We start from the raw sequence: 26,407 nt of genomic DNA, 5'->3' as shown, positions 1-26,407 counted from the left end.
GCGCCCGGCGTCGGTTTGAGTCCTCGAGCGTGATCAGGCTAAGATGGTACGTCGGTCATATGTTCTACAGGAGTTCTCATTAAGCGAGATGCAAGTTCGCCCTTGGCGCTGGTAGTCAAGGACCTTGGACGTAGTCCAGGGACCATGCGGACACTCAACGAGCATGTACCTGCGCCAAGTGACCTTGGTGTGGCGCTCATTGGCGTAAAGGAAGGCTCGGATATCGAGCTGGATCTTCGTCTTGAGGCCGTACACGAAGGAATTCTGGTATCCGGAACCGTCGTCGTCGAAGTAACCGGCGAATGCGGTCGATGCCTGGATCCCCTTGCGTATGACCTTGAGGTCAATGTGCAAGAACTTTTCTTCTATGAAGGCGTTGAGCTTTCAGGCGAAGAAGACGATGAAGAGCAACGTCGAGTCGAGTACGATCTGATCGATCTTGAGCCGGTGTTGCGGGACGCAGTTGTCACTATGCTGCCGTTCCAGCCGGTGTGCCGGGAAGACTGCCAGGGCCTGTGTTCCGAATGCGGAGCGCGCCTGGAAGACGAGCCGGGGCACCACCACGAGGTCATTGACCCTCGCTGGGCTGCCCTAGCTGATCTGGCTAAGACTGACCGGCAAACCGATTAGTAAGTGTTCGTCTAAGAGAGAAATGAGATAGCCGTGGCTGTTCCCAAGCGGAAAATGTCTCGCGCAAATACACGCGCCCGCCGTGCCCAGTGGAAGGCAACTGCCCCCAACTTGGTCAAGACCATCGAAAACGGTCAGGTTACCTACAGCCTGCCGCACCAGGCAAAGGTCGTTACTGACTCTGCCGGCACCGCGCTGTTCCTTGAATACAAGGGCCGCAAGGTCGCCGACGCCTAATCTGCCGTACTGGCTGACTAAGGATGTCTTCAACTGAAGAGCTTCTGAAGCGTCTCGGTGTCTCGATTGACACCGAGACGCTTCGTCTTGCTCTGACACATCGCTCATATGCGTATGAGAACGGCGGGATTCCCACCAACGAGCGCCTCGAGTTCCTGGGCGACTCCATCCTGGGATTCTCCGTCACCGATTCTCTTTACCGTGAGAACCCCTCGCTGCCCGAAGGCGAGCTTGCCAAGCGACGTTCCGCCGTCGTCAGTACGCGTGCCCTGGCCGGAATTGGCCGGGAGATCGGCGTTGGTGAGTTCATTTACCTCGGGCAAGGCGAGAAGCTGACCGACGGCAAAAACAAAGCCTCGATCCTGGCTGACACCATGGAGGCGCTGATCGGCGCCACGTATCTCTCGAACGACATCGAGACAGCACGTCAACTGGTCATGCGCTTGGTGGGCCCGCTCCTGAAGGATGCCGGTGCCCTCGGAGCTGGAACTGACTGGAAAACGAGCATTCAGGAGCTTACGGCGAGCCGGCAACTGGGCGCCATCCACTATGCCGTTGAAGGCTCGGGGCCGGATCACGCCCGGACGTTCGAGGCAGTGCTGAATATTGGCGGTACGCCGTTCGGCCGCGGCTCGGGTCATTCCAAGAAGGAAGCGGAACAGGAAGCTGCCGCTGATGCCTGGCGTGCGCTGACCGCCCTGGACGCCACCAACACTGGTCCTGCCACCTCATAGACCACATGCCTGAACTTCCCGAAGTAGAGGTAGTCCGCCGCGGCCTGGCCCGTTGGGTTCGTGGCCGTACCATCACCGGCGTCGACGTCCTGGATCCACGGTCCATCCGCCGGCACACCCTTGGTACCGAGGACTTCATCGGTAACCTTGAAGACGCCACCGTGCTGGACGTTGTGCGCCGGGGGAAGTTCCTGTGGATGCCCCTCGCCATGCCAGGGTCGCCAGATCCTGAACCCGGAATCAAGCAGGAAGACCTCCCGAAGGTGGCGCTGATGGCGCATCTGGGAATGAGCGGCCAGCTACTTATGCAGGACCCGGATGTTGCGGATGAAAAGCACCTCAAAGTCAGAATCAGGCTCAGCGCCGTTGACCATATGCCTGAACAACTTCGGTTCGTCGACCAGAGAATATTCGGCGGCCTGTTCGTGACGTCCCTGGTGCCAACAGTCGACGGCGGACCTGGCGGCCTGGGCGAGACGCCGCTGCCGGAGATCGCCGAGGAAGCCTCCCACATTGCCAGGGATCCGCTGGACCCCTTTTTCTCGTTCGACGCGTTCTATCGGAAAATCAAAGGCCGCAAGACAGGCCTGAAGCGTGCGCTGCTGGATCAATCGGTAATTTCCGGCATCGGCAACATCTATGCGGACGAAGCCCTGTGGCGCGCCCGTCTCCACTACGCCAGGGCAACCGACACACTTCGCAGGGCGGATGCGGAACGGCTGGTTGAGGCTGCGCGGGATGTCATGAACGCCGCCCTTGACGCCGGGGGGACAAGTTTCGACTCCCTGTACGTCAACGTCAATGGCGATTCCGGATACTTCGCCCGGTCTCTCAACGCCTATGGACGTGCTGGTGAACCGTGCGGACGCTGCGAGGCAAGAGGCCTGCGGAGCATCATAAAACGTGAACAATTCATGAACCGTTCTTCCTATACCTGTCCGGTGTGCCAACCGCGGCCGCGGAATGGACGTTGGTAGGTCCAAAACTGTTCCGGAATCGGGATGGCAATGGCAGACTGTCCCCATGAACAGCTTGGCGTTCCGAACCGCCATCGCATATGTCAACGCCACCACAATGCGGGTGGCGTCAGTTCTACCCGCCGTCCTTACTGAAACGGCCTGGCAACACCGACGCAACTCATTCACTCCGGACATGCCATGATGGCGCGGCGGCTGGTACTGGCAGGCGTTTGCCTCGCCGTGCTGATCGCCGCCGTCGCCATCATTCTGGACCAGATGGCTGGGAGGCCAGGGCCCTCTGCTGCCCCAACCACATCGACATCCAGTCCGAGGGCGGACTCGAGCGCCGCCGCTTCGGGCGGAGCCACTCCAGGCGCAGATGCTCCGTCCGGCAGCGCGGCAAGCGGCAGCCCGGCGTCCGGCAGCCCGACGTCGGGCACTGAAGGCAGCGGCAGCGGAAACAGCAGCGAAGGAAACAGCGGTGACGGCGGCCCCGCGGCGGCGAAACCCCTTGAGGTCCTGCCGCCGGTAACGGCAACACCCACCGGTTTGCCCGCGCCTTCCGCCCCGGCGCCATTGATTACCGGCTCCTTGCCTCAGCCGGGAAGCGCCTCCGGTGAAGTGGTGGACGGGTGGCCGGCCGGAGTCCTGACTTTGCCCGAAGGTACAACAATCGGCTCCACGTCAGTCTCGACGTCCGGTGATGTACTCCAGGTCGCCGCAGATGGCATCATTGCCAAGCCACAAGCGGAGGTCCTGGCGTCCTTCCGCCAGTCCTTGGTGGCCCATGGATTCTGGTCCGAGGCGGCGCCGGCTGCGGACGGAGCGATGGCCGAACGGTTCGTGCGGGGTACGGATACTGTGACGGTTTCGGTATCGACTACAGGTACGGGTACCTCACGATTCCAGCTTTTGGGCAGCCTGCGCGCGGCGGCGGACTAGGGGCAGCGATGTACATTTCACTCTCGGACCGCGGGAAACGGGACAAGCCGGAGGGAACACGAACGGCACTATCGAGCGAAGTGCCGTTCCGTTTGTCTCCGGTCATTCTGTGGTTGGGCGTTGTGAGTATGGTGACCGATGTTTCCTCTGAGTCGGTCACAGCGATTTTGCCCTTATATGTGACCGGTTTCCTGGGCCTGTCCACCATTGCGTTCGGCTTCATCGACGGCATCAACCAAGGGGCCAGCGCGATCGTCAGGATCGCTGCCGGCTGGGCTGCCGACCGCAGCGGCCACCCCAAACGGATAGCTTTGGCCGGTTACGGCTTATCAATGCTCGCCAGGATAGGTTTCCTCTTTGCCGGCGGGTTTTGGGCCATTACGGCGATAGTCACCGGCGACAGAATCGGCAAAGGCATCCGCACCGCTCCGCGGGACGCCCTCATCTCGGTGTCTGCGCAGCCTGAACATCTGGCCCGCTCTTTTGGCGTGCACAGGATGCTGGACAACATTGGCGCTGCGGCCGGGCCGTTGATTGCCTTCTTCGTGTTGCTGATGATCCCCAACGGTTTCAGTACGGTGTTTGTGGTGTCTCTGGCCTTTGCGGTCATTGGCGTCGCCGTCCTCGCCTTGGTGGTGCCGGACATTAAGGCACGTGGCCTCCAGGGCGTGGAGGACCGCGAGGGCCGGCGGCTCTTCGCTTTTTCCTGGAGCCACCTGAAGGAACCGGGACTGGGCAAGCTGCTGATTGCCGCCGGACTTCTGGGCTTGGTGACCATTGGCGACGGCTTCATCTACCTGGTGCTCCAGGCACGGGACTCTTTCGCTGTCCAGTGGTTTCCGCTGTTGTTCGTAGGCACCAACGTGGTGTTCCTGGCGTTCGCCATTCCGCTGGGCCGGCTCGCGGACAGGGTGGGGAGAATCCCGGTGTTCGTGGGTGGGCACCTTGCACTGCTGGCAACCTACTTCCTCGCAGCGGCGCCGTTCGGAGGCCTGTGGGCAACCATCGGCTGCTTGATCCTTTTGGGAGCGTTCTACGCAGCCACTGACGGCGTCCTGGCGGCGTTGGCCAGCCAACTGACACCGCCGGGGAAACTTGCCACGGGCATCGCTTCCGCACAGACAGTCGTTGCCCTCACCAGGATGGTTGCTTCGGCTGGTTTTGGTGTGCTGTGGTACGCAGTTGGTGCACCAACGGCCATGGTGGTGGCGGGCGGATTGCTGGCTTGCGCTGTTGTGGCTGTCGCCTTCATCCTTCGAGGCGCCCGGGTTGCCCCGGCAGTGGACATGAGTGACCCGGATGACGCGGGTAATGGCGCATGACCGGTGCGCTCGCTGAAAGTAAGCTGCGGTGGGGTGCCCTCCTTGCCGTCACGGCCCTGGTCTTGGTGGCGGCGGGTATTTACGCAGTGGGGGCTTACCAGCGATTCGAAGAGAGCAGAAATGCGGCGTCGTCGGTGGGCGTCACAGCGAGCCAGCCGCTTCCGGCCGGCTCATTCATTCTCTTCCGGAACACAGCGTCGGGCCAAGGCTATGGCAACGCCGCCACAGTCCCGCTGGCGTCCCCTGGCGGACCCCGGGCGGTGAGTGGGCAGGAATGCGATCGCGTCTACGGGACGCGGGAGAAAGTAGTGTGCCTGAAAACAAACCGGGGCTTGGTAACGGCGTTTGAAGCTGCTGTCCTGGATCGCAACTGGGATCAGCAACGGGCCTGGCCGGTTCCCGGGATACCCAGTAGGACCCGCATCAGCGCCGACGGTTCCATGATTGCCACCACGGTGTTCGTCTCGGGCCACTCGTACGCCACGTCCGGCTTTTCCACGGCCACCGAGATCATGCTTCCGGAGGGCACCTCCGGGAATCTCGAGGACTTTGCCTTGATGGTGAACGGTGAGCGGCTTGTTACCACGGACCGGAACATTTGGGGTGTGACGTTCGCTCCGGGCCAGAGTGACGTTTTCTACGCCACGGCCGCTTCCTCAGGACGCATCTGGCTGGTCCGGGGCAGCCTGTCCGCAAAGACCCTGACCGCCATTCACGATCATGTGGAGTGTCCGTCCATCTCGCCGGACGGTCAACGGATTGCGTACAAGAAGAACGACGGCGGGGCGCTGGCAGCTCATTGGAACGTAGCTGTGCTGGACCTCGCTACTGGACAGGAAACCGTGCTTTCAGAGAAGCGCAGCGTTGATGACCAGATCGAATGGCTGGATAACCAAAACCTTCTCTACGGTTTGGCTGACGAATCCACCGACGGAGACAGCAACATCTGGAAGTTGGGAACCGTACCCGGTTCCCAACCCAGCCTGTTCATCGCCCATGCGTGGTCGCCCAGCGTCGTCCGCTGAACGACGTCACATGCAACCTGCCACAGCAAATCGTCAGCAGACCCTCAGCAACCCGCAAAGCAATCCGCCGGACTGAGTGGGACTTGGTGACGGACTTGGCGTTGCGGTCGGCGTGGCCGTAGGAGTTGGACTCGGTGCGGCCGTCCCTGTTGGTGTGGCAGTTGGAGTGGCTGTGGCCGTCGGCGCAGCTTGCTGCTGGGCAGGAGCGGTGGTGGAGTACACCACGTCAACAAAGTAGTTCGTGGCGTTCCAAGAACTGGTGGGCATCACGCCTCCCGAGCCATACCGGTACCGTCCGTTGTTCGGGCCGGTGGCGGTGAAGACCCCGCTGTTCCAGGTCTGGTTGAAGAACCCTGCTGTCGAGGAGTATCGGCCGTTCGGTGCCCGGTAGGACACCACATAGGTTTGGCCGGTTACCAGTGCCACGGGTGTTGCCAAGGTGGCGGTTTGCCACCCTGTGGCTGTCTCGTTGGTGAAGGTCACTTGCGCCAGGCGGGTGCCGGCCGAGTTCCAGAGCGATCCCACGTGGGTCCCCGTGTTGCCCGAACCCTTGTAGAAGCGGATGCCTGTCACATTCCCGGCTTGGGACACCGTGAAGGCGGTACCCAGTTCCACTGACAGGAAGTCGGCGTTCGCGGCAACCTGTGGAACCAGCGATCCAAAGATCGTGGATAGTTGCACCGCCGGCGCCGCAGTGGTGAATTGCCAGGCCGTGGTGGGGAAAGCCTGCCCTTGCTGGGACACAACGTTTGTCACGCTTGCGGAAATCACGGTGCTGGCAGGCAGCGCCGCCGTGGGAGTGAACGTCACGCTCCGGCTATCGGTGGAAAGGGCCGCCGTCCCGGCAACAGGGCTGCCGTTAGCCGTGAGGGTGAATGAAGCGCCTGGCCGTATAGCCGATGAGAAGGTAATGGACGGTTTGACGTCCACCGGTATACCGGTGGCGCCCGGCGCCGGAACCTGCTCGGAAATGGTCAGTGGCGGTGTGGTCACCGTGAACACCAGATCCACCAGATAGTTGGCCGTGGAGGAAGCATTGGGGAAGTCACCGTTGTAGGCGAAGGCCCCGGAATCCGCGGCCGCACGCAGCGGACCACTCGTCAGGCCGGCACCAAATCCACCGGCGCTGTAGGAGTACTTGCCGGTGGGAGACTTGTAGGCAACCACGTACTCTGTATCTGACTCGATGCTCACTGGCTGGCTGAAGGTAGCCGTCTGCCAGCCTGAGCTGGATTCATTGGCGAAGGTAACTGTAGCCAGCAGCTGCCCGGTGGTTGTGTACAGCGAGCCGGTGTGGGTTCCGGTGTTGCCGGCCGCCTTGTAGAACCGCACCCCGGTGACTTGCCCGGCGGTGTCACTGGCAAACCGGACTCCCAGGGACAACGGGACGCCATCATTCGCATCCGGAGTCGTTGGAGTCACCGTGTCCTGGAAGAGCGTGCAGGGGCAAATTCCGGGCGTCCGAGGAGCCGGAACGGTGGTGAAAGTCCACGTGCCCCCGCTTGACATCGGCTGCCCTGACACAGCGGTTGCAGTAACTGTTGCCGTGTACGAAGTCCCTGCGGTCAACGGGGCAGCAGGGGTGAACGTGACCTTGCGGGTGGCTTGGTCGTAGGTGGTGGATCCTGCCACCGCAGCTCCGCCGGTGACCTTGACCCCCAGTGTGACGCTGGAGGCGACCGCTGCCTCTGAAAGCACTGCGCTGACCGCAGAGCTCAGGGGGACACTGGCCGCGTTGGGCAGCGGCGAGTGTGAGCCGACAGTGAACGGCGCGTTGGGGACGTTGACCACTACGTCCACCAGATAGCTGGTGGTGGAGCGTGCGGAGGCGAAATCACCGCTATAGGTATAGGCGCCGGCATCAGAGGCAGCCCGGAGCGGGCCCACGCTCATCCCGGAACCGAACCCGTTGGCCGTGGCCGAATAGGTGCCTGTCAGCGATTTGTAAGACACGATGTAGTCCGTGTTTGCAGCCATTTGAACAGGTTGGCTGAACATCGCCGTTTGCCAGCCGGAGGCGCTTTCATTCGTGAAAGCGACTGTTGCCAGTTGCTGGCCGGCGGCTGAATAGAGCGCGCCATTGTGGGTGCCTGTGTTGCCTGCCGACTTGTAGAAGCGGATGCCCAGCACTTCACCGGCAGAGACGCTGGAGAACCTTACGCCGAGCGTCAGGGGCACCCCTTCCCGCAGTTCGGCAATACCGGGCGTGACCGAGTCGTCAAAGAGGCTGCAGGGGCAGGCACCCGGGACTGGCAAGGTTGCTGCCGTGGTAAACGTCCACGTCCCTCCAGCAGTGACCGGCCCTCCCACCGAATCAGTGCCGGACAACGTGGCGGTGAATTGAGTACTGAAGGCAAGGGCGTTCGACGGCGTGAAGGTCGCCCGCCGCGTGGCGGCGTCGTACGCCGTGGTGCCTGCCACCGGCCCGGAAGGCGACTGCAGGGCCAGCTGGACACTGGCAGCAGTGACGGGCTTGGAGAAGACTGCGCTCACCTTGGTATTGACGGAAACGCTGGAGGACGAAGGAATCGGTGTGTGGCCTGATACGGTCATCGGCGAGCTGTCCACCGTGCTGAACAGGGCGTCGGCGAAGTAGTTACCGCCGTTGAAACTCGTGGTGGGGAAGCCTTGGGACGTTCCGTAGACACCTGCCGGTTCAGCCCCGAAGCCACCGGCCACCTTCAGCGGGGCGTCGGTGGATCCGAAGCTCGCCCACTGGTAGTCCTTGGTGGAGTAGTGGCCATTCGGTGCCCAGTAGGACACGGTGTACTTTTGTCCGGCCGCTACCGGCACAGCTTGGGTGAAGAGCGCGGACTGCCACCCCGAAGCCGTCTCATTCGTGAAGGTGACGGTGGCCAGGCGCTCGCCTGTGGAGCTCCACAAGGAGCCGGTGTGTGTCCCGGTGTTGGCTGAGCTCTTGTAGAACCGGACGCCCGTGATGAATCCATCAACGGAAGGCGTAAACCGGAGGCCCATCTCGTAGGCGCCCCCGTCCCCGGAGTCCTTGACAGTGGGAACTGCCTGGCCGAAGACGCTGTAGGGCCCGCTAAGGGTGAGGTTCCTGACGGTGGCTGCTCCGATATTGGCGCTATCGTCAATGGCCCGGGCCTGGATTGTTGCCGTGGCGAGGCCCTTTTGGATGTACGTGTAGGTCCAGTTCTGCTTGCCTTGAGCTGGGTGCCAGGTGGTGCCGCCATCTGTTGAAACCTCCACGCCGGCCACCACGCCGCCAACATCAGCGGCAGTTCCCGTCACGGTGACGCTGTTTCCGTGAGGTACCGTGGCGCCGTTGGCCGGCGCAGAGATGGTGGTGGTGGGCTTGGTGGTATCGGTGCTGGGGGCCGCGGCAACCAGGCCGGCAGCCCGCGTGGCAGGCTGGGCACCCATGTCTGCGAGGAGATTGACCTGAGCCTGCCTCATGCGGGCATCGGCCGGTGCGCCATCGCCGTCGTGCTCCTGGTCCAAGCCCCAGGTCCACTGGACACTGCCTGCGGAAAAGACCAGGGCGCCGCTTGCTGCGCGGTATAGCGTCACGTTGTGGGTGGTGCTTCCCGGGGCCACCGTGTTGCCATAGTCCTGAAGGTATTCCGGAACATTTCCCACAGTTGTGGAGAGCCGGACCAGGCCAGCTGGCCGGAAGCCGTTATCCAGATCTTCATTGGATTCATAGCCCACGGTGTGCGGGGCCAGGGCAGCTGATGAACCAGCTGGCAAGGAGGCCAGGGAAGTGTTCCGCCATAGCCTGGTTTTTCCTTCGTCGGCATTCACAGTCACCGGCAGGTCCGAGTGGTTGGACATGTAGAGGGTTCCGGTCAGTCCGTTCTCCGGTAGTCCGCCCCCATTGGCTTGTGAAGCGAAGCGCGGGTCCCGCCAGGTCCCTGTCCACTGCGTGCTGGGGTCGATCTTGGCATGCGCCCAGGTTTCCTTGTAGCACGTCAGGGTACGGTTTGCTGCGCCGTCAACCGTGGAAGGCTCAAAACGGGTGCGCCAGTACATTTCGTTGCCGGAAAGGAACTGCAGGTTCACGCCGGCGTCCCGGGCAGCGGTGACATTGGCCCGCTGCGGTCCTGACCAGTATTCGTCGTGGCCTACGGACAGGAAGACTTTATGGTTCAGCAGCTCGGCGCCATTGCTGTTCGCATCAAGGCCGCTGATATAGCTGACGTCGTATCCGTTCTGCTCCAGAAAGCGCACCATGGGGTACTCGTTGGAGAAGTAGAAGTCCCTGCCTCCCGGCCCGCCACGGGTTGCGATGGGACGGTTGTAACTGACTTTGTAGGACCTGCCGTTGGCTGCCCCCTGATAGAAGTCCGAGCCGCCATAGGTGTTGTAGGCCTGCCAGGTCTGGTCCGCGGTTTGGAACACCACGGCAGAACGGTTGCCGTCGTTGCGGACAATGAATGTGATGTGGCTCTTCGCCCCGGTATCGGGCCGCTTCAGCAAAGCGACATAGACCCCTGAGACGGCGGTAGCCGGTACCTGCCACGTCGCGGACACCGCCCACGTGCCGCAGTCATAGAGTTCAGTCGTGAGGTCACTACGGCAGGCGGGCTGGTTCTGCCGCAGGACCGACGGCGTCACGTCAGCGATTTTGCGCGCGCCCAGGCCGCCGTACCAGCCTGTGCGATAAATCGCGATGGTGTAGCTGGGTGCGCTCGTATCCACCTTGAAACGGATGGGCTGCCCCGCGTTCACGCTGATCTCGGTGGAGAAGCCCTGAATGCTGTCATCACCGGCGCCACCGATATCCCATTCGGAAGGCGGACTTCCAGCCTTGGAGTTCTCGCACGCCACGAGGTTCACCACGGGATCGCACGGCCCTGCCGCAACTGCTGCCGGTGCTGAAAGCGGCAGCAGGGCCGCCACCATGGCAAGCACCAAAGGCACAAGGAAACCCTTGAAGACCCGCTGCGGTTGGGTAGCTGAAGGACCGGGCATGAGAACTCCTGGAGTGGTACGCCGATTGCTAAGACAGGGCCACGCAATTAAGCGCAGCCCCTGCTTGCCGCTCCCCAGCCAGGGTCAAACCAAGATCTTCAGTTGTGAAACTCAGGGTTGGCGCGGATGAACGTTCCCAAGAACGGGACCGGACCCGGCAATGACCGAACAGAAGTTCAAGCCGAAGCCGGACCACAGGAACGAATCCGCCAAGTAACCCTTGGCAGGAGTGTAGGGGTGTGGCATGCCGCCCGCAAGGGCTTCCGCTTTCAGATCCGCAGATTTCGTGCAAACCGCAGTAGATTTAGTGGATACAGACACCCGGGCCATCCAGGAGAACCGAAGCGCCTTGCACCTGAAAAGTTTGACTGTCCGAGGATTCAAGTCGTTTGCGTCGGCCACGACCTTCGACTTTGAGCCCGGCGTCACCGCCGTCGTCGGCCCCAACGGATCGGGCAAATCCAACGTCGTGGATGCCTTGGCCTGGGTTATGGGGGAGCAGGGCGCCAAAACCCTCCGCGGCGGCAAGATGGAAGACGTCATCTTCGCAGGTACCTCGGGCCGGCCACCTTTGGGCAGGGCACATGTCGCCTTGACTATCGACAACGCAGACAACGCGCTCCCCATCGAGTACAGCGAAGTGACCATCTCCCGGACCCTCTTCCGGACGGGCGGGTCCGAATACGCCATTAACGGCGCACCCTGCAGGCTCTTGGACATTCAGGAACTCCTCTCCGATTCCGGCTTGGGCCGGGAAATGCACGTCATTGTGGGACAAGGCCAACTGGACCGCGTGCTCCACGCGACCCCCGAGGACCGCCGCGGTTTCATCGAAGAAGCAGCGGGAATCCTCAAGCACCGCCGCCGCAAGGAAAAGACTGTCCGCAAGCTCGAAGCCATGCAGGCCAACCTCGCGCGGCTCGGAGACCTCACGGCTGAGATACGGCGGCAACTGACTCCGTTGGGCAAACAGGCGGAGATAGCCCGCCGCGCCCAAACAGTCCAGTTCGACGTCCGGGATGCCCGCGCCCGGCTCCTTGCGGACGACCTCGTTCACCTCACAACCACCCTTGAAAAGGACGTTGCCGACGAAGCCGCCCTCAAAGAGCGCCGCCAAGTGGTTGAGGCAGGACTTGGCACGGGCAGGCGACGCCAAGCTGCACTGGAACAGCAGGCCGCCGAAGCCACCCCGCGACTCAACGCCGCACGCGAGGATTGGTACCAGCTCTCAGCAAGCCGTGAAAGGCTGCGCTCCCTCGGATCCCTGGCCACCGAACGCAGGAGGCTTCTGGGTTCCGCGGAAGCCTCCCCGGATACTGGACGCGACCCCGAACACCTTGAGCGCCAGGCTGCCCGGGTACGTGAGGAACAGGCCACCCTTGAACACGACATCCTTGCCAAGCAGGCGGCTCTCCTGGAGGCAACGGTCGCGAAGGACTCGGCCGAGGCGCTCGCAGCTGCGGAGGACAAGCGCCTCACGGCCATGTTGCGGGCTGCAGCCGATCGGAGGGAGGGGCTGGCCAAATTGGCGGGCCAGGTGGCGGCGGCCAGATCCCGGGCTGAAGCTGCCGAGGCCGAACGTGGTCGCCTCAGGGAATCTCTGGCGTCCGGTGATGACCGGCGTCGCAAGGCCCAGAGCGAGTTCACTGCACTGGAGTCACAAGTGGCCGGCGTCGAGGACGGCGAGGAAAGCCTCGACGCCGATTACGAGAATGCCAACGACGTCCTGGATGCAGTCATCAAGGAAATTGAGGAGCTGAAGGCCGCTGAACGGGAAGCTGTCCGTGAACGGGACTCCCTGACGGCTCGACGCGATGCCCTTCAACTTGGGCTCAACCGCAAGGACGGGTCCGGAAGTCTCTTGACAGCCGAAGGTGTCCTTGGACCTTTGGCGGCTTTGGTCACCATCGAGCCGGGATACGAGGCTGCAGTGGCTGCCGCCTTGGGCAGCGCCTCGGACGCCTTGGTGGTTGCCGATACCCACAGCGCCCTGGCAGCCATCCGCAGACTGAAGGATGACGACGCCGGACGGGCAGCACTGATTCTTGCCGGAAGTGCCGCCGCAGGCGAAGATCTTCGTGCAAACCCCGCGCTGCCCGCAGGTAGCCGTTGGGCAGCCGACGTCGTCCGTATTACTGATCCAGCTGCCCAGGGCGCGCTGGGGCTCCTGGCCCGTATCGCCGTCGTTGATGATGTGGACACAGCGGCAGCTCTCATCGCCGAACAACCCGACATCAGTGCCGTCACACGTGAAGGTGACGTCCTCACCTCTCTGACAATCACCGGTGGATCGGCCACTGCGCCGTCGCTGCTTGAAGTTCAGGCGGCAGTGGACGACGCCGTTGCCCGGCTCCAGGAGGTCACGGCCCGCCTGGAACGTGGACGCTTCACCTTGGCCGGGGCTCAAGCACGCCGTGCCGAGGCCCAGGACCGCGCAGACGCCGCGCTGGAGCGCCTTCATGAATCGGATGCCCGCCTTGCAGCTGTAGCTGAGCGCCTGGGTCATCTGAACTCCGTTCTTCGCAGCGCCGTTGGAGAAAGTGAAAGGCTCGCTGCGTCCATGGCCAAGGCTGAAGCCAACATCGCAGAAGCGCAGCTCGACCTGGAAGTCGCCGCGGAACGCCTCGCCGCAGCCCAGGAAGCACCGGACGAGGAACCGTCCACGGATCAGCGGGACGAACTCGCTGCCCAAGCCAGGACTGCCCGGGCTGTGGAAACCGAAGCCCGGCTTGCCCTCCGGACTTCCGAGGAGCAGCTGGGCGCCATCAGCAACAGGGCGGCATCGCTTGAGCGGGCAGCAGCGACCGAACGCCGTGCCCGTGAAGAGGCCGCTCGACGCGCGCAACGCCGACGCGCCCAGGCTCAGCGTGCGGCGGCGGTCGCGTCAGCGGTGGAGCAGACGCTCAGGTTCATCGACATCTCCGTGGATTTGGCCGGTTACGATCGTGACCTTGCCGAGCAAAAGCGGGAGCAGCTGGAGAAGGAACTCGCCGAGGTCCGCTCCAGTAACGACGCCTTGGCGCGGGAGCTTGCCGAACTGACAGACTCGGTGCACCGGGATGAGATGGCGCGGACGCAGCAGCGGCTACGCATCGAGGCCTTGGAAGCGCGGTCCATTGAAGAACTGGGACTCTCTGCCGAACAACTCATTGCCGATTATGGTCCTGATCAACCGGTTCCCCTGCCACCTGGAACCGTCACGGACAAGTGGGCTGAACTACGGGCGCCCGTTGATGAAAACGGCGAGACCATCATGGAGGGTATTCCTTTCGTCCGGGCGGAGCAGGAGAAGAGGCTGAAGAAGGCCGAGCGCGAGCTCGCGGCTCTTGGCAAAGTCAACCCGCTTGCGTTGGAAGAGTTCGCCGCACTGGAAGAACGGCACCAGTTCCTGAGCTCACAGCTCGAGGACCTCAAATCCAGCCGCAAAGACTTGTTGGACATCATCAAAGAGGTGGACAACCGGGTCCAGCAGGTTTTCACGGAAGCCTTTGCTGACACGTCAGCCCAGTTCGACCACGTCTTTGCCAGGCTCTTTCCCGGCGGTGAAGGCAGGTTGGTCCTTACTGACCCTGACGACATGCTCAATACCGGGATTGAAGTGGAGGCGCGGCCGGCAGGCAAGAAAATCAAGAGGCTTTCGCTGCTCTCCGGCGGTGAACGCTCACTCACTGCAGTGGCCCTGTTGGTGGCCATCTTCAAAGCACGTCCCTCGCCGTTCTATGTCATGGACGAAGTGGAGGCGGCGTTGGACGATACCAACCTGGGACGGCTCATCACCATCTTTGAGGAACTGCGGGAGTCCAGCCAGTTGATTGTGATTACCCACCAGAAGCGCACCATGGAAGTGGCGGACGCGCTTTACGGAGTGACGATGAGGGGCGACGGCGTCTCAACCGTCATCAGCCAGAGGCTCGGTGCCGGGGCATAGCTTTATGAGAAGGTAGGGGAGTGAACGATTTCCTACCCATAATTCTGTCCATTCTCGCTGCGCTCGTAGTGGTCGGCGGACTCGTGCCGGTACTCTTGAAAGCCCGGAAGACCGGCGCCAAGTACCCCGGAACACGCGACGCGAACGATCCCGTCCAGTCATCGGCAGCAGGCGGCGGAACCCTTGTGGAGGACCGCCCGGATGCGGTGAAGGCGCCAGCTCCCACCTTCGACGGGACGGTGGAGGACACTGATGTCCCGGATGACGCCGCCGGGCTCGAAACAATCGCCATTGACACTCCGGCGCCGGTGGAAGGCAGGCTCACCCGCCTTCGCGCCCGCTTGATCAAGTCCAACAACATCCTGGGCAAGGGTCTCCTGGCTCTGTTGTCGGGCGACAAGATCGACGAAAACGTCTGGGACGAGGTGGAAGAGACACTCCTGCTGGCCGACCTTGGCACTGAACCCACCATGCAGTTGGTCGACGCCCTGCGTGAGCGCGTCAAGGTGTTGGGCACCCGAAGCCCCGAGGACGTCAAGGCGATGCTCCGTGAGGAACTCATCAAGCTGGTTGATCCAGGGATGGACCGTTCCTTGAACGTCGAGCGCAAAGGCGACCGACCCGCCGTCGTGCTTGTTGTTGGGGTGAACGGCGTTGGCAAGACCACCACAGTGGGCAAGCTGGCACGTGTGCTGGTAGCCGAAGATAAGGACGTCCTGTTGGGCGCCGCTGATACTTTCCGAGCTGCTGCTGCCGAGCAGCTGGCCACGTGGGGACAGCGCGTGGGTGTGCCCACGGTCAAGTCCGACATCGACGGAGCCGATCCCGCTTCCGTGGCCTACGAAGCCGTGAAAGCAGGCATCGACCAGGAGGTCGACGTCGTCATGGTTGACACCGCAGGACGCCTGCAAAACAAGACCGGCCTGATGGATGAGCTCGGCAAGGTCAAGCGGGTCATTGAGAAGCTGGCCGAAGTGGACGAGGTCCTGCTGGTCCTGGACGCCACCACCGGACAGAACGGCCTCAACCAGGCCCGCGTTTTCGCGGAGGTGGTGAACATCACCGGCATCGTGCTGACAAAGCTGGACGGAACTGCCAAGGGCGGCATTGTTGTGGCCATCCAGAAGTCGCTGGGTGTCCCCGTGAAGCTCATTGGCTTGGGCGAAGGCCCGGACGACCTCGCACCGTTCGACGCCGAAAGCTTCGTGGACGCACTGCTCAACTAGCACTCCGCACAAACGCATCGCACAAAGCTGGCTGGCAGCAGTTGTTGTTCTGAAACTCAGATCAACCACTGCTGCCGGTCAGTTTTTGGGTTTAAGGGGTTCCCGGGCGGGCAGCCAAGCCACAGCGGTAAGGAGCAGCACGCCTCCTGTGATGCCGAACGCCCAGCCGTAGCCGAGGCGGTCAGCGAGCAGCCCGGCCACGATCGGACCGACGATCGCGCCCGTATCAGCCGCCATTTGGAAGATAGCCAGTACTTTTCCTCCCGAGCGGCCGCGGCCAATGACATCGGCGACGGCGGCCTGCTGCGCCGGGCCCAGCAATCCGGAGCCGAAACCCGCCACCGCGGAAGCGATCAGGAATCCCGTCAGGTCAGTGGTGAGCCCGATGACGCCGGTGGCCGCGCCCGTGATGAGCAAACCGGGGATCAGCAGTGGCTTACGTCCCCAAGCATCAGCGAGCCGCCCGCTGAACGTCAGTGCAAGGGCATTGCCCACGGCAAAGATGGCCAGCGCCCATGCGGCGGTCTCAGGCGCTGACTGCAGGACGGCGACGGCGAACAGCGGGATGGTGGCCATCCGGACGCCGAACGTCACCCAGCCGTTGCCGAAACTCGAAATGATGGCAGCGCGGTAGGCAGAATCCGCCAAGGCTTCCTTGAGCGTCATGGCCGGCGCGGGTGCGGTGTCCTCTGCTGCGTTGCCTTCCCCGCTGAGCAGGGTGCGAACTACCAGGGCGGCCACCAACAGCGCTCCAGCGTAGGCCAGGAAAGGCACCCGGAGGCCGAAGCCTGCCAGCAGACCGCCCACCACCGGACCCAGCACACTTCCTATCAGGAAGGCCGAGGCATAGGCACCGGACACGCGACCCCGTCGTTCCGGTGGTGCCAGGCGAATGAGCAGTCCCATGGCGGCAACAGTAAACATCACCGAGCCGGCTCCACCGAGACCACGGAAGATCAGCAACTGCCAATAATCCTGTGCGAAGGCGCATGCGGCAGTGGAGATTGCCACAATCAGCAGTCCGCTGACGTAGACGTTCCGCTCGCCGAACCGTCCGATCAAGGCGCCGCCTGCAGGTGCGAAGACCAACCGCATGAACGCGAAGATACTCACAATGACGGCGGCAGCAGTGGCGCCGACGTCGAAGGTGGTGGCGAACTGCGGCAGGACCGGGGCCACCAGGCCAAAGCCCAAGGCGATGAGGAACGCCGCAGCCAACATCACCTTGATATCGCGCGGAAGAGGAGTCTTCTCCGGCCTGATCCTTGGGGCTTTGACGGATCTGGGCGACTCGGTCATACGGTGCTGGTCCTTCAGGTGAGATTAACGGTGATGCTTCTGAGGCTAACGAGGTGCATGTGGTCCAAAACCGGGTATTTCCGGTGAAGTCCGACGCCTGAAACATATCCGTAACACCGGGGATATGCACCATTTACGTTGGGGAGGTTGTTGTAACGAGCCCGCAATGTAAAACCTGCGCAGGTGAAACACGGCGGCACAAAACTCTTAAGCAGGACGCAAACGGCGTCAGGACAGCGGTTGAACCGCAGATCTAGCAAGAGAGGAACGTGCACCATGGAACTTACCGCAGGTCACGTATGGGTCATGGTGGCGGCGGCGCTTGTGCTGTTCATGACACCTGGTCTGGCATTTTTCTACGGCGGCATGACACGCGCCAAAGCAGCCCTGAACATGATGATGATGAGCTTCATCTCCATCGGAATCGTCGGAGTTGTCTGGGTGCTGTGGGGCGCATCAATGAGCTCCGGCGAAGGCTTCTTGGAGATCGTGGGCAACCCGTTCGCTTCCTTCGGTCTTATGGGAGTTGAAACCACCCCGGACGCGATGATCAAGATTGGCTATGCGGCAACGTTCGCCATCATCACCGTAGCCCTCATCAGCGGCGCCATCGCTGACCGCGCCAAGTTCGGCGCCTGGAGCCTCTTCGTTCCGGTCTGGGTCACCCTGGTTTACTGCCCGCTGGCTTACATGGTCTGGGGCGGCGGCCTCTTCGGCCCCGAAGGCGCAATCGGCAAGGCCCTCGGCCCGGCCATTGACTTTGCCGGAGGCACCGTAGTTCACATCAACGCAGGTGTTGCGGCCTTGGTTCTGGTCCTCATCATCGGTAACCGCCGCGGCTTCGGCAAGGACCCGAACCACCGTCCCCACAACATCCCCTTCGTGATGCTGGGCGCTGCAATTCTCTGGTTCGGCTGGTTCGGTTTCAACGGTGGCGCAGCTACCACCGCAGAGCAGGCGGGCTTGATCTGGATCAACACACTGGCAGCCCCCGCGGCAGCCATGATCGGCTGGCTCATCACCGAACGAATTCGTGACGGCCACCCGACCTCGCTCGGCGCAGCATCCGGTGTTGTAGCCGGCCTGGTAGCCATTACCCCGGCCTGCGCAAACGTGGACCCCACTGGTGCCCTCGGCCTGGGTGTAGTCGCCGGCGTTGCCTCTGCCTTGGCGGTCGGCCTGAAGTTCCGCTGGGGCTTCGATGACTCCTTGGACGTCGTAGGCGTTCACCTCGTCTCCGGCATCATCGGCACCGTAGCGCTTGGCTTCATCGCCAAGTCCACTGACGGCGTGGGTGGCGGTCTCTTCTACGGCGGCGGCTGGACCCAGATGTGGGCACAGCTCGCAGCGGCCGGTATCGCAATTGCGTTCTCGGCCATCATGACGGCCATCATCGCCTTCGCCATCCACAAGACCATGGGCTTCAGGGTCTCCACCGAGCAGGAGAACGTGGGCGTCGACCTCAGCCTCCACGCTGAGACGGCCTACGAGTTCGGAGTCAACGGCCACGGTGGCAGCTTCCAGCCGCTGCACAATGCCATGACCGGAAAGTCCGATCCCGCTGCAGCCAAGACCCCCGCAGAAGGCAAGGAGAGTGTCCAGGCATGAAGCTCATCACAGCGATCGTCCGTCCCGAAAAGCTTGAAGCAGTCCGGGAAGGCCTCGAATCATACGGGGTCCAGGGCCTGACGGTCAGCGCGGCCAGCGGCTACGGCCGGCAGCGCGGCTACACCGAGGTGTACCGCGGAGCAGAGTACAACGTGGATCTGCTGCCGAAGATCCGGATCGAGGTCCTCGCCACAGACGAGCAGGCAGACGACATCCTGGATGTCCTCATCGCCAGCTCAAATACGGGCCGCGCCGGTGACGGCAAGGTCTGGACAGTGGATGTTTACGAAGCAGTCCGGGTCAGGACCGGGGAGCGCGGCGCGGCCGCAATCTAAGTCCCTGACGCAGCGAAGCGGGCCGGGTACCAGTCAAGGTACCCGGCCCGCTTTCGGTCTTAACGCTGTCTTTGATGCGCCATCAGTCTTTAGCCCACGACGTCGGTGGGCCAGCTCGCCGGCCCCGCGCTGCCGGCGTCGTACTCTTCCAGGGGGACGTCGCCGGCCTCCCAGGCGCGGAGGACCGGCTCGATGATCCGCCAGCAGTCCTCGGCAGTATCACCGCGAACGGACAACAAGGGATCGCCGTTGAGGATGCCCTCCAGCACTTCACCGTAGGGGAGCATTCCGGCCGCGTTGAGCTGGGCCACCAAACTTGCGCGGTCCAGCGTGAAGATGTCGCCGGGGCCGTTCACATCGACGTCGAGTTGGAGTACATCCGGACCGAATCCGATCCGCAGCTGGTTGGGAGAGTCCACGCCGGAGAATCCCTTGGGCAGGTGGGGGACAGGCCGGAAGGTGATCACGGCTTCCTTGCGCCGCTGTCCCAGTGCCTTGCCGGAGCGAAGGATGAACGGGACGCCCTTCCACCGCCAGTTGTCTATCTCCACCCGGACCTCGGCCAGGGTTTCGGTGTTGCGGGAAGGGTCCACGCCTTCCTCGGCAGCGTAGTCCGGCACCGTCCGTTCCCCGAGCGTTCCCGCGGTGTATCGGGCGCGGCGAGTGGAGCCGGTGTATGGGGCTTTGATGCTGCTGGCCCGCAGGACCGTAGCCACGGCGTCACGCAGGTCCCGTTCCTCGATGGTGGCCGGGGCATCGATCGCAAGGAAAGCCATGATGTGCAGGAGATGGCTCTGAATCATGTCGCGAAGGGCGCCGGCCGTGTCGTAGTAACGGGCCCTGCCCTCAAGTGCCAGGTCCTCGTCAAAGATGACCTCCACCTTCTCAATGTGGTCCCGGTTCCATACCGGCTCCAGGAACCTGTTGGCGAAACGCAGCCCCAGGATGTTCAGTACCGTGGCTTTACCCAGGAAATGGTCCACGCGGTGGATGTGGTCCTCGGGGACCAGCGCGGCGAGGGTCTTGTTGAGCTCATGCGCAGATTCCGTTCCGGAGCCGAACGGTTTTTCCATCACCAAGCGAGTTCCCGGGGGCAGTTGATCCCGGTGGAGAACCTCGCAGGCCTTCTGGCTGACGTGGGGCGGCAAGGCGAAGTAGATGGCAACCGGACCCTCCAGCCGGGCCAGCAGATCGGCCAACGGGCCGTCAGCGGTGACATCCACCTGATGGTATTCGGTGGTTGCCGCAACGGCAGCTACGTCTGCGCGGCCTGATTCGTCAGCGGCACTTGATGCCGCAGCGAAGGCCGTATTGACGCGTTCCTGCCACTGTTCAGGGGACCACGGGTCAGAACCCGCCCCCACCAAACGAAGGCCGGGCGCCTTGCCGGAAGCCAGGAGCCCGGCCAGTCCGGGCAGAAGCAGCCTGCCTGTCAGGTCCCCGGACGCGCCGAGGATGAGCAACGTTTTTACAGTTGTTTTGCTGGTCACTGTGCCAGCATGCCATCTTGCAGGTGCGACTTGGTACCCTAGATAGTCGAGTCCCGTAGTCGATTCAGCTTTGTTGGCTGAGGCACCTTTGCCGGGGCAAGAATGATCAGGACTATGGCGTGCCGCATTGGCCGCCATTCGCAGACCATCGAAAGAAGTGCACGGCGCGTGTTCAATTCACTCTCTGACCGGTTGACAGCAACCTTCAAGAACCTTCGTGGCAAGGGCCGCCTCACCGAGGCTGACGTCGATGCCACCGTTCGTGAGATCCGCCGTGCCTTGCTGGATGCGGACGTTGCAGTATCCGTGGTCCGCGAGTTCACAGGCCGTATCCGTGAACGTGCCTTGGGCGCCGAAGTCTCGGGAGCATTGAACCCGAGCCAGCAGATCGTCAAGATCGTCAACGAGGAACTCAAAGAGATCCTCGGCGGCGAAACCCGTCGTATCCGTTTGGCCAAGACCGGCCCCACCATCATCATGCTTGCCGGCCTCCAAGGTGCCGGTAAAACCACTCTTGCCGGCAAGCTGTCCAAGTGGCTCAAGTCCCAGGGTCACAGCCCCATGCTGGTGGCTTGCGATCTTCAGCGCCCCAACGCAGTGACGCAGCTTCAGGTTGTGGGACAGCGCGCAGGCGTCCCCGTCTTCGCTCCGCACCCCGGCGCCACCTCCGAGCTCGAGCACCCTGCCGGGGACCCCGTCGCCGTAGCCAAGGCCGGTGTCGAGGAAGCGCGCCAGAAGCTGCACGACGTCGTCATTGTTGACACTGCAGGTCGTCTTGGCGTCGACGCCGAGATGATGGATCAGGCCCGCCGCATCCGCCAGGCGATCATTCCCAACGAAGTCCTCTTCGTCATTGACTCCATGATCGGCCAGGACGCTGTCAACACGGCGATGGCGTTCGATGAGGGCGTCAACTTCACCGGTATCGTGCTGTCCAAGCTCGACGGCGATGCCCGCGGCGGTGCCGCACTTTCGGTCGCGTCCGTGACTGGCAAGCCGGTGATGTTTGCGTCCACGGGTGAAGGCCTGGATGATTTCGAGCTCTTCCACCCGGACCGCATGGCTTCCCGCATCCTGGACATGGGTGACGTCCTCACACTGATCGAACAGGCCGAGAGGTCGTGGGACAAGGACGAAGCTGCCCGGATGGCGAAGAAGTTCGCCGACCAGGAAGACTTCACCCTGGACGACTTCCTCGCCCAGATGCAGCAAATCCGCAACATGGGCTCCATGAAAAAGATGCTCATGATGATGCCGGGTGCGCAGAACATCCGCCAGCAGCTTGAGAACTTCGACGAAAAAGAGATCGACCGCGTCGAGGCAATCGTCCGCTCCATGACTCCGCACGAGCGTGTTGCTCCGAAGATCATCAACGGCTCACGCCGTGCCCGTATCGCCAAGGGTTCCGGTGTGCATGTCTCCGAGGTCAATGGCCTGCTGGAGCGCTTCGCCCAAGCCCAGAAGATGATGAAGAAGCTGGCCCAGGGCGGCGGTATGCCCGGGATGCCCGGGATGCCCGGCCTCGGAGGTCCCGGAGGTGGACGCAAGGGCGGCAAGAACGCACCTAAGAAGAAGGCCCGCTCGGGCAACCCTGCCAAGGCAGCCCAAGAGCTGCGTGATGCAGAAGCCAAGCGGGCAAACGCTGCCTCGGCGGCCCCTACCGGAGCGGCTTTTGGCCAGGGTGCAGCAGACTTCGATCCGTCGTCGCTCAATCTTCCCAAGGGCTTTGACAAGTTCCTCGGCAAATAAACGTCGCATCCAACAGGCTGGCATGAGTGGCCGCGCTGAAGACGCTGAGAGCGGCTCGGGCCCGGCAAAATTGCCAGTCTGTTGGGATGTCGGTGCCGTGGAATAGGCTGAATCAATGCATAAGCAGCGCGTAGTCTTCGTTCACGGTCTGGGCAGTTTCGGTGCTGCGGCATGGCCGAAGCAACATGGCATGGCCCTCGCTTATGACGCCCTCTTCCTCCGGCGGCACGGCTTTGATGCCCTTGCCGACCCCGTGGAGTCCGACGTCGCGGCAGACGTCGCAATAGTGATCAACGCCTTGGCCGATTCCGGCGGAGGACACATCGTGGCTCACGAGCAAGGTGCCATCTCCTCCATGCTGGCAGCAATCGAACGCCCCGAGCTGGTGCATTCGCTCACTCTGGTTGAGCCCGCATGTCTGTCCCTGACGGCTGAGCTTCCGGCCACGGGCTCCCACCGGGCCCTCATGGAACCGCTGTTCGACGCCCGCAAGCAACTCAATGACGCCGATTATCAGCGTGAGTATTTCCGACGGGCTTTCTCTGCTGAAACGGGTGGGCTGGACACTGCCGAAGCCCGGCGTTCCGCCCGCAGGCTCAGGCTCCAGGCGCCGCCATGGGAGGCGCCGCTCCAGATTGTTCCAGGGGTCCCCACCCTGGTCCTCACCGGCGGGTGGGAACCCCTCTACGAGGAAATCGCGGGCTACCTCCAGGAAACCGGTGCCCTCCGCCGCGTAGCAGCGGGCGGACACCGGCCCCAGGATTCCATTGACGGCGATCAGGTTATCCGCTCGTTCATCGCGGATGTGGGCCGGGCTATGTCAGTTCAGGCCTCCTGAGCTGCTGCCTTGGTTCGCGGGGACCTGAAGCTCCGGCAGGTACACCTTTCCTCCTGAAGCCAGGAACTCCTCGCTCTTTTCGCGCATCCCGTCATACATTCCTGCGATTGCAGCCTGGGATTCTGCCGATCCGTATTCGTCCCGGATGTCCTGGCTGATGCGCATCGAACAGAATTTGGGTCCGCACATGGAGCAGAAATGGGCGGTTTTGGCGGGTTCTGCAGGCAGTGTCTCGTCATGGAACGCTTCCGCCGTGACCGGGTCCAGGGACAAAGCGAACTGGTCCCTCCAGCGGAACTCGAACCGCGCCTTGGAAAGTGCATCATCACGTTCGTGTGCTCCTGGGTGCCCCTTGGCGAGGTCTGCCGCATGTGCCGCGATCTTGTACGTGATGACGCCAGTCTTGACGTCGTCCTTGTTGGGAAGCCCCAGGTGCTCCTTCGGGGTCACATAGCAAAGCATTGCCGTACCGTAGCGAGCAATTTCCGTGGCCCCGATGGCCGAGGTGATGTGGTCATAGCCGGGGGCGATGTCAGTCACCAACGGACCCAGGGTGTAGAACGGGGCACCCTTGCACAGTTCCTGCTGGCGCTCAACGTTCTCGCGCACCAGATGGAAGGGAATGTGGCCGGGGCCTTCCACCATCACCTGGACGTCAAACTCCCACGCCCGCTGTGTCAGCTCTGCCAGCGTATCCAACTCGGCGAACTGCGCGGCGTCGTTGGCGTCCGCAATGGAACCGGGACGCAGCCCGTCTCCCAAGGAGAACGCGACATCGTACTGGGCAAAGATTTCACATAGCTCGTCAAAGTGCGTGTAGAGGAAGTTCTCCTGGTGGTGTGCCAGGCACCATCCGGCCATGATGGAGCCGCCTCGGGAAACAATGCCTGTGACCCTGTTGGCTGTGAGCGGCACATACCGCAGGAGCACGCCTGCATGGATGGTCATGTAGTCCACGCCTTGCTCGCACTGCTCGATCACGGTGTCGCGGAAGATTTCCCAGGTCAGCTTGTTGGCCTCGCCGTTCACCTTTTCCAGCGCCTGATATATGGGGACTGTCCCAATGGGAACGGGCGAGTTGCGGATGATCCATTCGCGGGTGGTGTGGATGTCATCTCCCGTGGAGAGGTCCATCACTGTGTCAGCGCCCCACCGGGCTGCCCACTGCAGTTTGTCCACTTCCTCGGAAATGGAGCTGGTGACTGCCGAGTTTCCGATGTTGGCATTGATCTTGACCAGGAACGCCTTGCCGATGATCATCGGCTCGGATTCGGGGTGGTTGATGTTGTTGGGGATGATCGCCCTTCCCGCGGCGACTTCGCTGCGGACCAGTTCAACGTCACAGTTTTCCCGCAACGCCACGAACTGCATCTCCTGCGTCACAGTGCCCCGTTTCGCGTAGTGCATTTGAGTGACGGTCCTACCCGTGACGGCACGGCGCGGCACCGGCTGCGCGCCTTTCCACTCCGCTGTAGCTGCTCCTCTCCGGACTGCCGATTTACCGTCATCGAGCAGGTTCCGTTCGCGCCCCGAATACGCCTCAGTGTCTGCGCGGGCTTCAATCCATGGCGCACGGAACGGCTCAAGGCCCACCACGGGATCGCTGCCCGGGCCTGCGGTCCGATACACCTGCAGAGGCGGGTTGGCTTGACCGTTGGGGGAGGGTTCCAGCGCGATCTCCGTAACGGGGACCCGTATGCCATGGTGGGGATCTTCCAACCAGGCCAACGAGTGGGACGTCAAGGACTGCGTAACGGACTGATTTTTGACAGCGTTGGACTGATTTTCGACAGGGCTGTGCTGTGTTTCTGTGGTGCTCAAGGGAATACTCACTTCCTTCGCCGGCATTACCCGGACAGGTTCAACGGTCGCAGACTGCGTCAGTCCGATCTCAGCCCCTGCAGGGGCCCCCGTGTGGTCGTAGACGAAGCTACCACAGCTCCTAACGGCCGCCCAGTCACATGCAGGCGACAGGCTGCGCGGGACTTCCCCGGCTACGCTTTTGCCATGGCCAACATCATCGAATTCAGTGGACCTGTGCTCGTCTCGGCGGACGACGAGCGGCGCGGGCTGTGGTCTGTGGAGGGAGTTCTGACCTTCCAGCGCCCCACGGTCATGCCGGACGTGGTGTTGGAGGGCTGGGTTTTGCCTGGTTTCGTAGATGCCCATTGCCACATCGGGCTGGGTGTCGGCGGCTCGGTTGACGAGGTCACCACCCTGGCTCAGGCCCAGGCAGACCGCGACGCCGGAACGCTGCTTATCCGTGATTGCGGGTCACCCAGCGACACCCGCTGGATGCAGCAAAGATCGGACATGCCCCGGCTGATCCGCTCTGGTCGGCATATCGCCCGGAGCCGGCGCTACCTCCGTGGTTTGGGCCATGAAATTGAGCCTGAGCAGTTGGTGGAGACCGTCCGAAAGGAAGCCCGGGACGGCGACGGCTGGGTGAAACTGGTGGGCGACTGGATCGATCGCGGCGTCGGCGACCTCGCCGCGTCGTTTCCGGCAAAGCTCGTCAAGGACGCCATCGCGGCCGCCCATGACGAAGGTGCCCGGGTGACGGCTCATTGCTTTGCCGAGGACACCATCGACGACATGCTCGATGCCAACATCGACTGCATCGAGCACGCCACTGGCCTGTTGCCGCGGCACATTCCACGGTTGCTGGAGCAGTCCGTGCCGATGGTGCCCACCTTGATCAATATCGCGACTTTCCCGGATATCGCTGCACAGGCAGGGCCAAAGTTCCCCGACTACGCCCACCACATGACGCGCCTGTGGGAGCGCCGGAGGGAGCGGGTGCTGGAAGCATTTGAGGCAGGCGTCGCGATCTATGCCGGGACCGATGCGGGAAGCGTCATCAAACACGGCAGGATTGCGGACGAAATGATGGAACTGCACGACGCCGGCCTGCCGCCTGCCGCTGTCCTGGACGCCGCCGCGTGGGGCGCCCGGACGTGGCTGGGAGCCGAGGGCATTAGCGAGAGTGCCCGCGCCGACGTCGTGCTGTGTAGTGAGGATCCGCGGCGCCACCTTGCGACGGTAACTGACCTCAAGCACATTGTCCTTGGGGGAATTGTCATCCGTTAGGAATAAATTGAAGCTTCAAGTAATTTATAGAGGTAGAAGGATGCCGATGCGCGGCCA

General features: G+C 62.6%; 18 protein-coding genes and 1 riboswitch. Of the genes, 14 read left to right on the top strand and 4 right to left on the bottom strand.

Going from position 1 to position 26,407, the window contains the following annotated elements:
* The first annotated feature begins 102 nt into the window (after window positions 1–102).
* The 7 genes from CQ020_RS02615 to CQ020_RS02585 all read left to right on the top strand — a co-directional run bounded on the left by CQ020_RS02615 (window position 103) and on the right by CQ020_RS02585 (window position 5,849).
* Window positions 103–630, top strand: a complete 528-nt coding sequence (locus CQ020_RS02615; protein WP_017199628.1) for a DUF177 domain-containing protein — start codon at window positions 103–105, stop codon at window positions 628–630.
* Window positions 631–663: 33 nt separating this feature from the next.
* Window positions 664–867: a 50S ribosomal protein L32 gene (gene rpmF, locus CQ020_RS02610; protein ID WP_011775139.1), complete on the top strand. Its 204-nt coding sequence runs from the start codon at window positions 664–666 to the stop codon at window positions 865–867.
* 23 nt (window positions 868–890) lie between these two features.
* Window positions 891–1,601: a ribonuclease III gene (gene rnc / locus CQ020_RS02605; RefSeq protein WP_105690441.1), complete on the top strand. Its 711-nt coding sequence runs from the start codon at window positions 891–893 to the stop codon at window positions 1,599–1,601.
* A gap of 5 nt (window positions 1,602–1,606) precedes the next feature.
* The gene (gene mutM / locus CQ020_RS02600; protein WP_105690440.1) at window positions 1,607–2,578 is read left to right on the top strand and encodes a bifunctional DNA-formamidopyrimidine glycosylase/DNA-(apurinic or apyrimidinic site) lyase; all 972 of its coding nucleotides are present in this window, start codon (window positions 1,607–1,609) and stop codon (window positions 2,576–2,578) included.
* A gap of 180 nt (window positions 2,579–2,758) precedes the next feature.
* Window positions 2,759–3,502: a hypothetical protein gene (locus CQ020_RS02595; RefSeq protein ID WP_105690439.1), complete on the top strand. Its 744-nt coding sequence runs from the start codon at window positions 2,759–2,761 to the stop codon at window positions 3,500–3,502.
* 80 nt (window positions 3,503–3,582) lie between these two features.
* The gene (locus CQ020_RS02590; protein ID WP_105690775.1) at window positions 3,583–4,824 is read left to right on the top strand and encodes an MFS transporter; all 1,242 of its coding nucleotides are present in this window, start codon (window positions 3,583–3,585) and stop codon (window positions 4,822–4,824) included.
* Window positions 4,821–5,849 (top strand): PD40 domain-containing protein, encoded by a 1,029-nt coding sequence (locus CQ020_RS02585; RefSeq protein WP_105690438.1) that lies wholly within the window; start codon window positions 4,821–4,823, stop codon window positions 5,847–5,849. The genes CQ020_RS02590 and CQ020_RS02585 overlap by 4 nt, the downstream gene beginning before the upstream one ends.
* A 33-nt stretch (window positions 5,850–5,882) precedes the next feature.
* Here CQ020_RS02585 and CQ020_RS02580 read toward each other — a convergent pair whose 3' ends face one another.
* Window positions 5,883–10,787 carry a DUF4082 domain-containing protein gene (locus CQ020_RS02580; RefSeq protein WP_105690437.1) on the bottom strand — a complete coding sequence of 1,635 codons (4,905 nt, stop codon included), beginning with the start codon at window positions 10,785–10,787 and terminating at the stop codon, window positions 5,883–5,885.
* A gap of 349 nt (window positions 10,788–11,136) precedes the next feature.
* Between CQ020_RS02580 and smc the strand changes: the two genes are divergently transcribed.
* Together smc and ftsY are read left to right on the top strand one after the other, a co-directional pair.
* A complete protein-coding gene (gene smc / locus CQ020_RS02575; RefSeq protein ID WP_181151749.1) occupies window positions 11,137–14,715 on the top strand; it encodes a chromosome segregation protein SMC in 3,579 nt (1,192 codons plus the stop codon).
* Between the two features lie 20 nt (window positions 14,716–14,735).
* Window positions 14,736–15,941: a signal recognition particle-docking protein FtsY gene (gene ftsY, locus CQ020_RS02570; RefSeq protein WP_105690436.1), complete on the top strand. Its 1,206-nt coding sequence runs from the start codon at window positions 14,736–14,738 to the stop codon at window positions 15,939–15,941.
* Between the two features lie 78 nt (window positions 15,942–16,019).
* Here ftsY and CQ020_RS02565 read toward each other — a convergent pair whose 3' ends face one another.
* Entirely contained in the window at window positions 16,020–17,240 is a 1,221-nt protein-coding gene (locus CQ020_RS02565) for an MFS transporter (protein ID WP_105690435.1), read from the bottom strand.
* Between the two features lie 276 nt (window positions 17,241–17,516).
* Here CQ020_RS02565 and CQ020_RS02560 point away from each other — a divergent pair, with 276 nt between their 5' ends.
* On the top strand, window positions 17,517–18,848 hold the full coding sequence (locus CQ020_RS02560) for an ammonium transporter (protein WP_105690434.1): 1,332 nt from the start codon (window positions 17,517–17,519) through the stop codon (window positions 18,846–18,848).
* A complete protein-coding gene (locus CQ020_RS02555; protein WP_011775128.1) occupies window positions 18,845–19,183 on the top strand; it encodes a P-II family nitrogen regulator in 339 nt (112 codons plus the stop codon). Before CQ020_RS02560 ends, CQ020_RS02555 begins: the two co-directional genes overlap by 4 nt.
* Before the next feature lie 89 nt (window positions 19,184–19,272).
* Here CQ020_RS02555 and CQ020_RS02550 read toward each other — a convergent pair whose 3' ends face one another.
* Window positions 19,273–20,811: a glucose-6-phosphate dehydrogenase gene (locus CQ020_RS02550; RefSeq protein ID WP_105690433.1), complete on the bottom strand. Its 1,539-nt coding sequence runs from the start codon at window positions 20,809–20,811 to the stop codon at window positions 19,273–19,275.
* A gap of 30 nt (window positions 20,812–20,841) precedes the next feature.
* On the opposite strand from CQ020_RS02550, the gene ffh reads away from it, so the two are divergent.
* On the top strand, window positions 20,842–22,422 hold the full coding sequence (gene ffh, locus CQ020_RS02545) for a signal recognition particle protein (RefSeq protein WP_105690773.1): 1,581 nt from the start codon (window positions 20,842–20,844) through the stop codon (window positions 22,420–22,422).
* A gap of 115 nt (window positions 22,423–22,537) precedes the next feature.
* On the top strand, window positions 22,538–23,260 hold the full coding sequence (locus CQ020_RS02540) for an alpha/beta fold hydrolase (protein ID WP_105690432.1): 723 nt from the start codon (window positions 22,538–22,540) through the stop codon (window positions 23,258–23,260).
* Here the strand turns inward: CQ020_RS02540 and thiC are convergent.
* Window positions 23,243–25,081, bottom strand: coding sequence for a phosphomethylpyrimidine synthase ThiC (gene thiC, locus CQ020_RS02535; protein ID WP_105690431.1), 1,839 nt, complete (start codon window positions 25,079–25,081; stop codon window positions 23,243–23,245). The two genes, CQ020_RS02540 and thiC, sit on opposite strands and share 18 nt — an antisense overlap.
* Window positions 25,077–25,184, bottom strand: a riboswitch (TPP riboswitch). Its footprint overlaps the gene before it by 5 nt.
* Window positions 25,185–25,267: 83 nt before the next feature.
* Between thiC and CQ020_RS02530 the strand changes: the two genes are divergently transcribed.
* The gene (locus CQ020_RS02530; protein WP_105690772.1) at window positions 25,268–26,350 is read left to right on the top strand and encodes an amidohydrolase family protein; all 1,083 of its coding nucleotides are present in this window, start codon (window positions 25,268–25,270) and stop codon (window positions 26,348–26,350) included.
* Window positions 26,351–26,407: the final 57 nt, after the last annotated feature.

This window comes from Arthrobacter sp. MYb23, from assembly GCF_002979775.1.
Classification (GTDB): Bacteria; Actinomycetota; Actinomycetes; order Actinomycetales; family Micrococcaceae; genus Arthrobacter.
The sequence above is the reverse complement of the archived record's forward strand: the minus strand, read 5'-3'. Positions and strand labels throughout refer to the sequence as shown.

Coding starts and splice junctions, on each gene's coding strand:
- CQ020_RS02530 (WP_105690772.1), top strand. CDS start 25,268: ATGGCCAACATCATCGAATTCAGTGGACCTGTGCTCGTCTCGGCGGAC.
- CQ020_RS02550 (WP_105690433.1), bottom strand. CDS start 20,811: ATGGCGGCCAATGCGGCACGCCATAGTCCTGATCATTCTTGCCCCGGC.
- CQ020_RS02560 (WP_105690434.1), top strand. CDS start 17,517: ATGGAACTTACCGCAGGTCACGTATGGGTCATGGTGGCGGCGGCGCTT.
- CQ020_RS02555 (WP_011775128.1), top strand. CDS start 18,845: ATGAAGCTCATCACAGCGATCGTCCGTCCCGAAAAGCTTGAAGCAGTC.
- mutM (WP_105690440.1), top strand. CDS start 1,607: ATGCCTGAACTTCCCGAAGTAGAGGTAGTCCGCCGCGGCCTGGCCCGT.
- CQ020_RS02595 (WP_105690439.1), top strand. CDS start 2,759: ATGATGGCGCGGCGGCTGGTACTGGCAGGCGTTTGCCTCGCCGTGCTG.
- CQ020_RS02540 (WP_105690432.1), top strand. CDS start 22,538: ATGCATAAGCAGCGCGTAGTCTTCGTTCACGGTCTGGGCAGTTTCGGT.
- rnc (WP_105690441.1), top strand. CDS start 891: ATGTCTTCAACTGAAGAGCTTCTGAAGCGTCTCGGTGTCTCGATTGAC.
- CQ020_RS02580 (WP_105690437.1), bottom strand. CDS start 10,787: ATGCCCGGTCCTTCAGCTACCCAACCGCAGCGGGTCTTCAAGGGTTTC.
- CQ020_RS02585 (WP_105690438.1), top strand. CDS start 4,821: ATGACCGGTGCGCTCGCTGAAAGTAAGCTGCGGTGGGGTGCCCTCCTT.
- CQ020_RS02565 (WP_105690435.1), bottom strand. CDS start 17,240: ATGACCGAGTCGCCCAGATCCGTCAAAGCCCCAAGGATCAGGCCGGAG.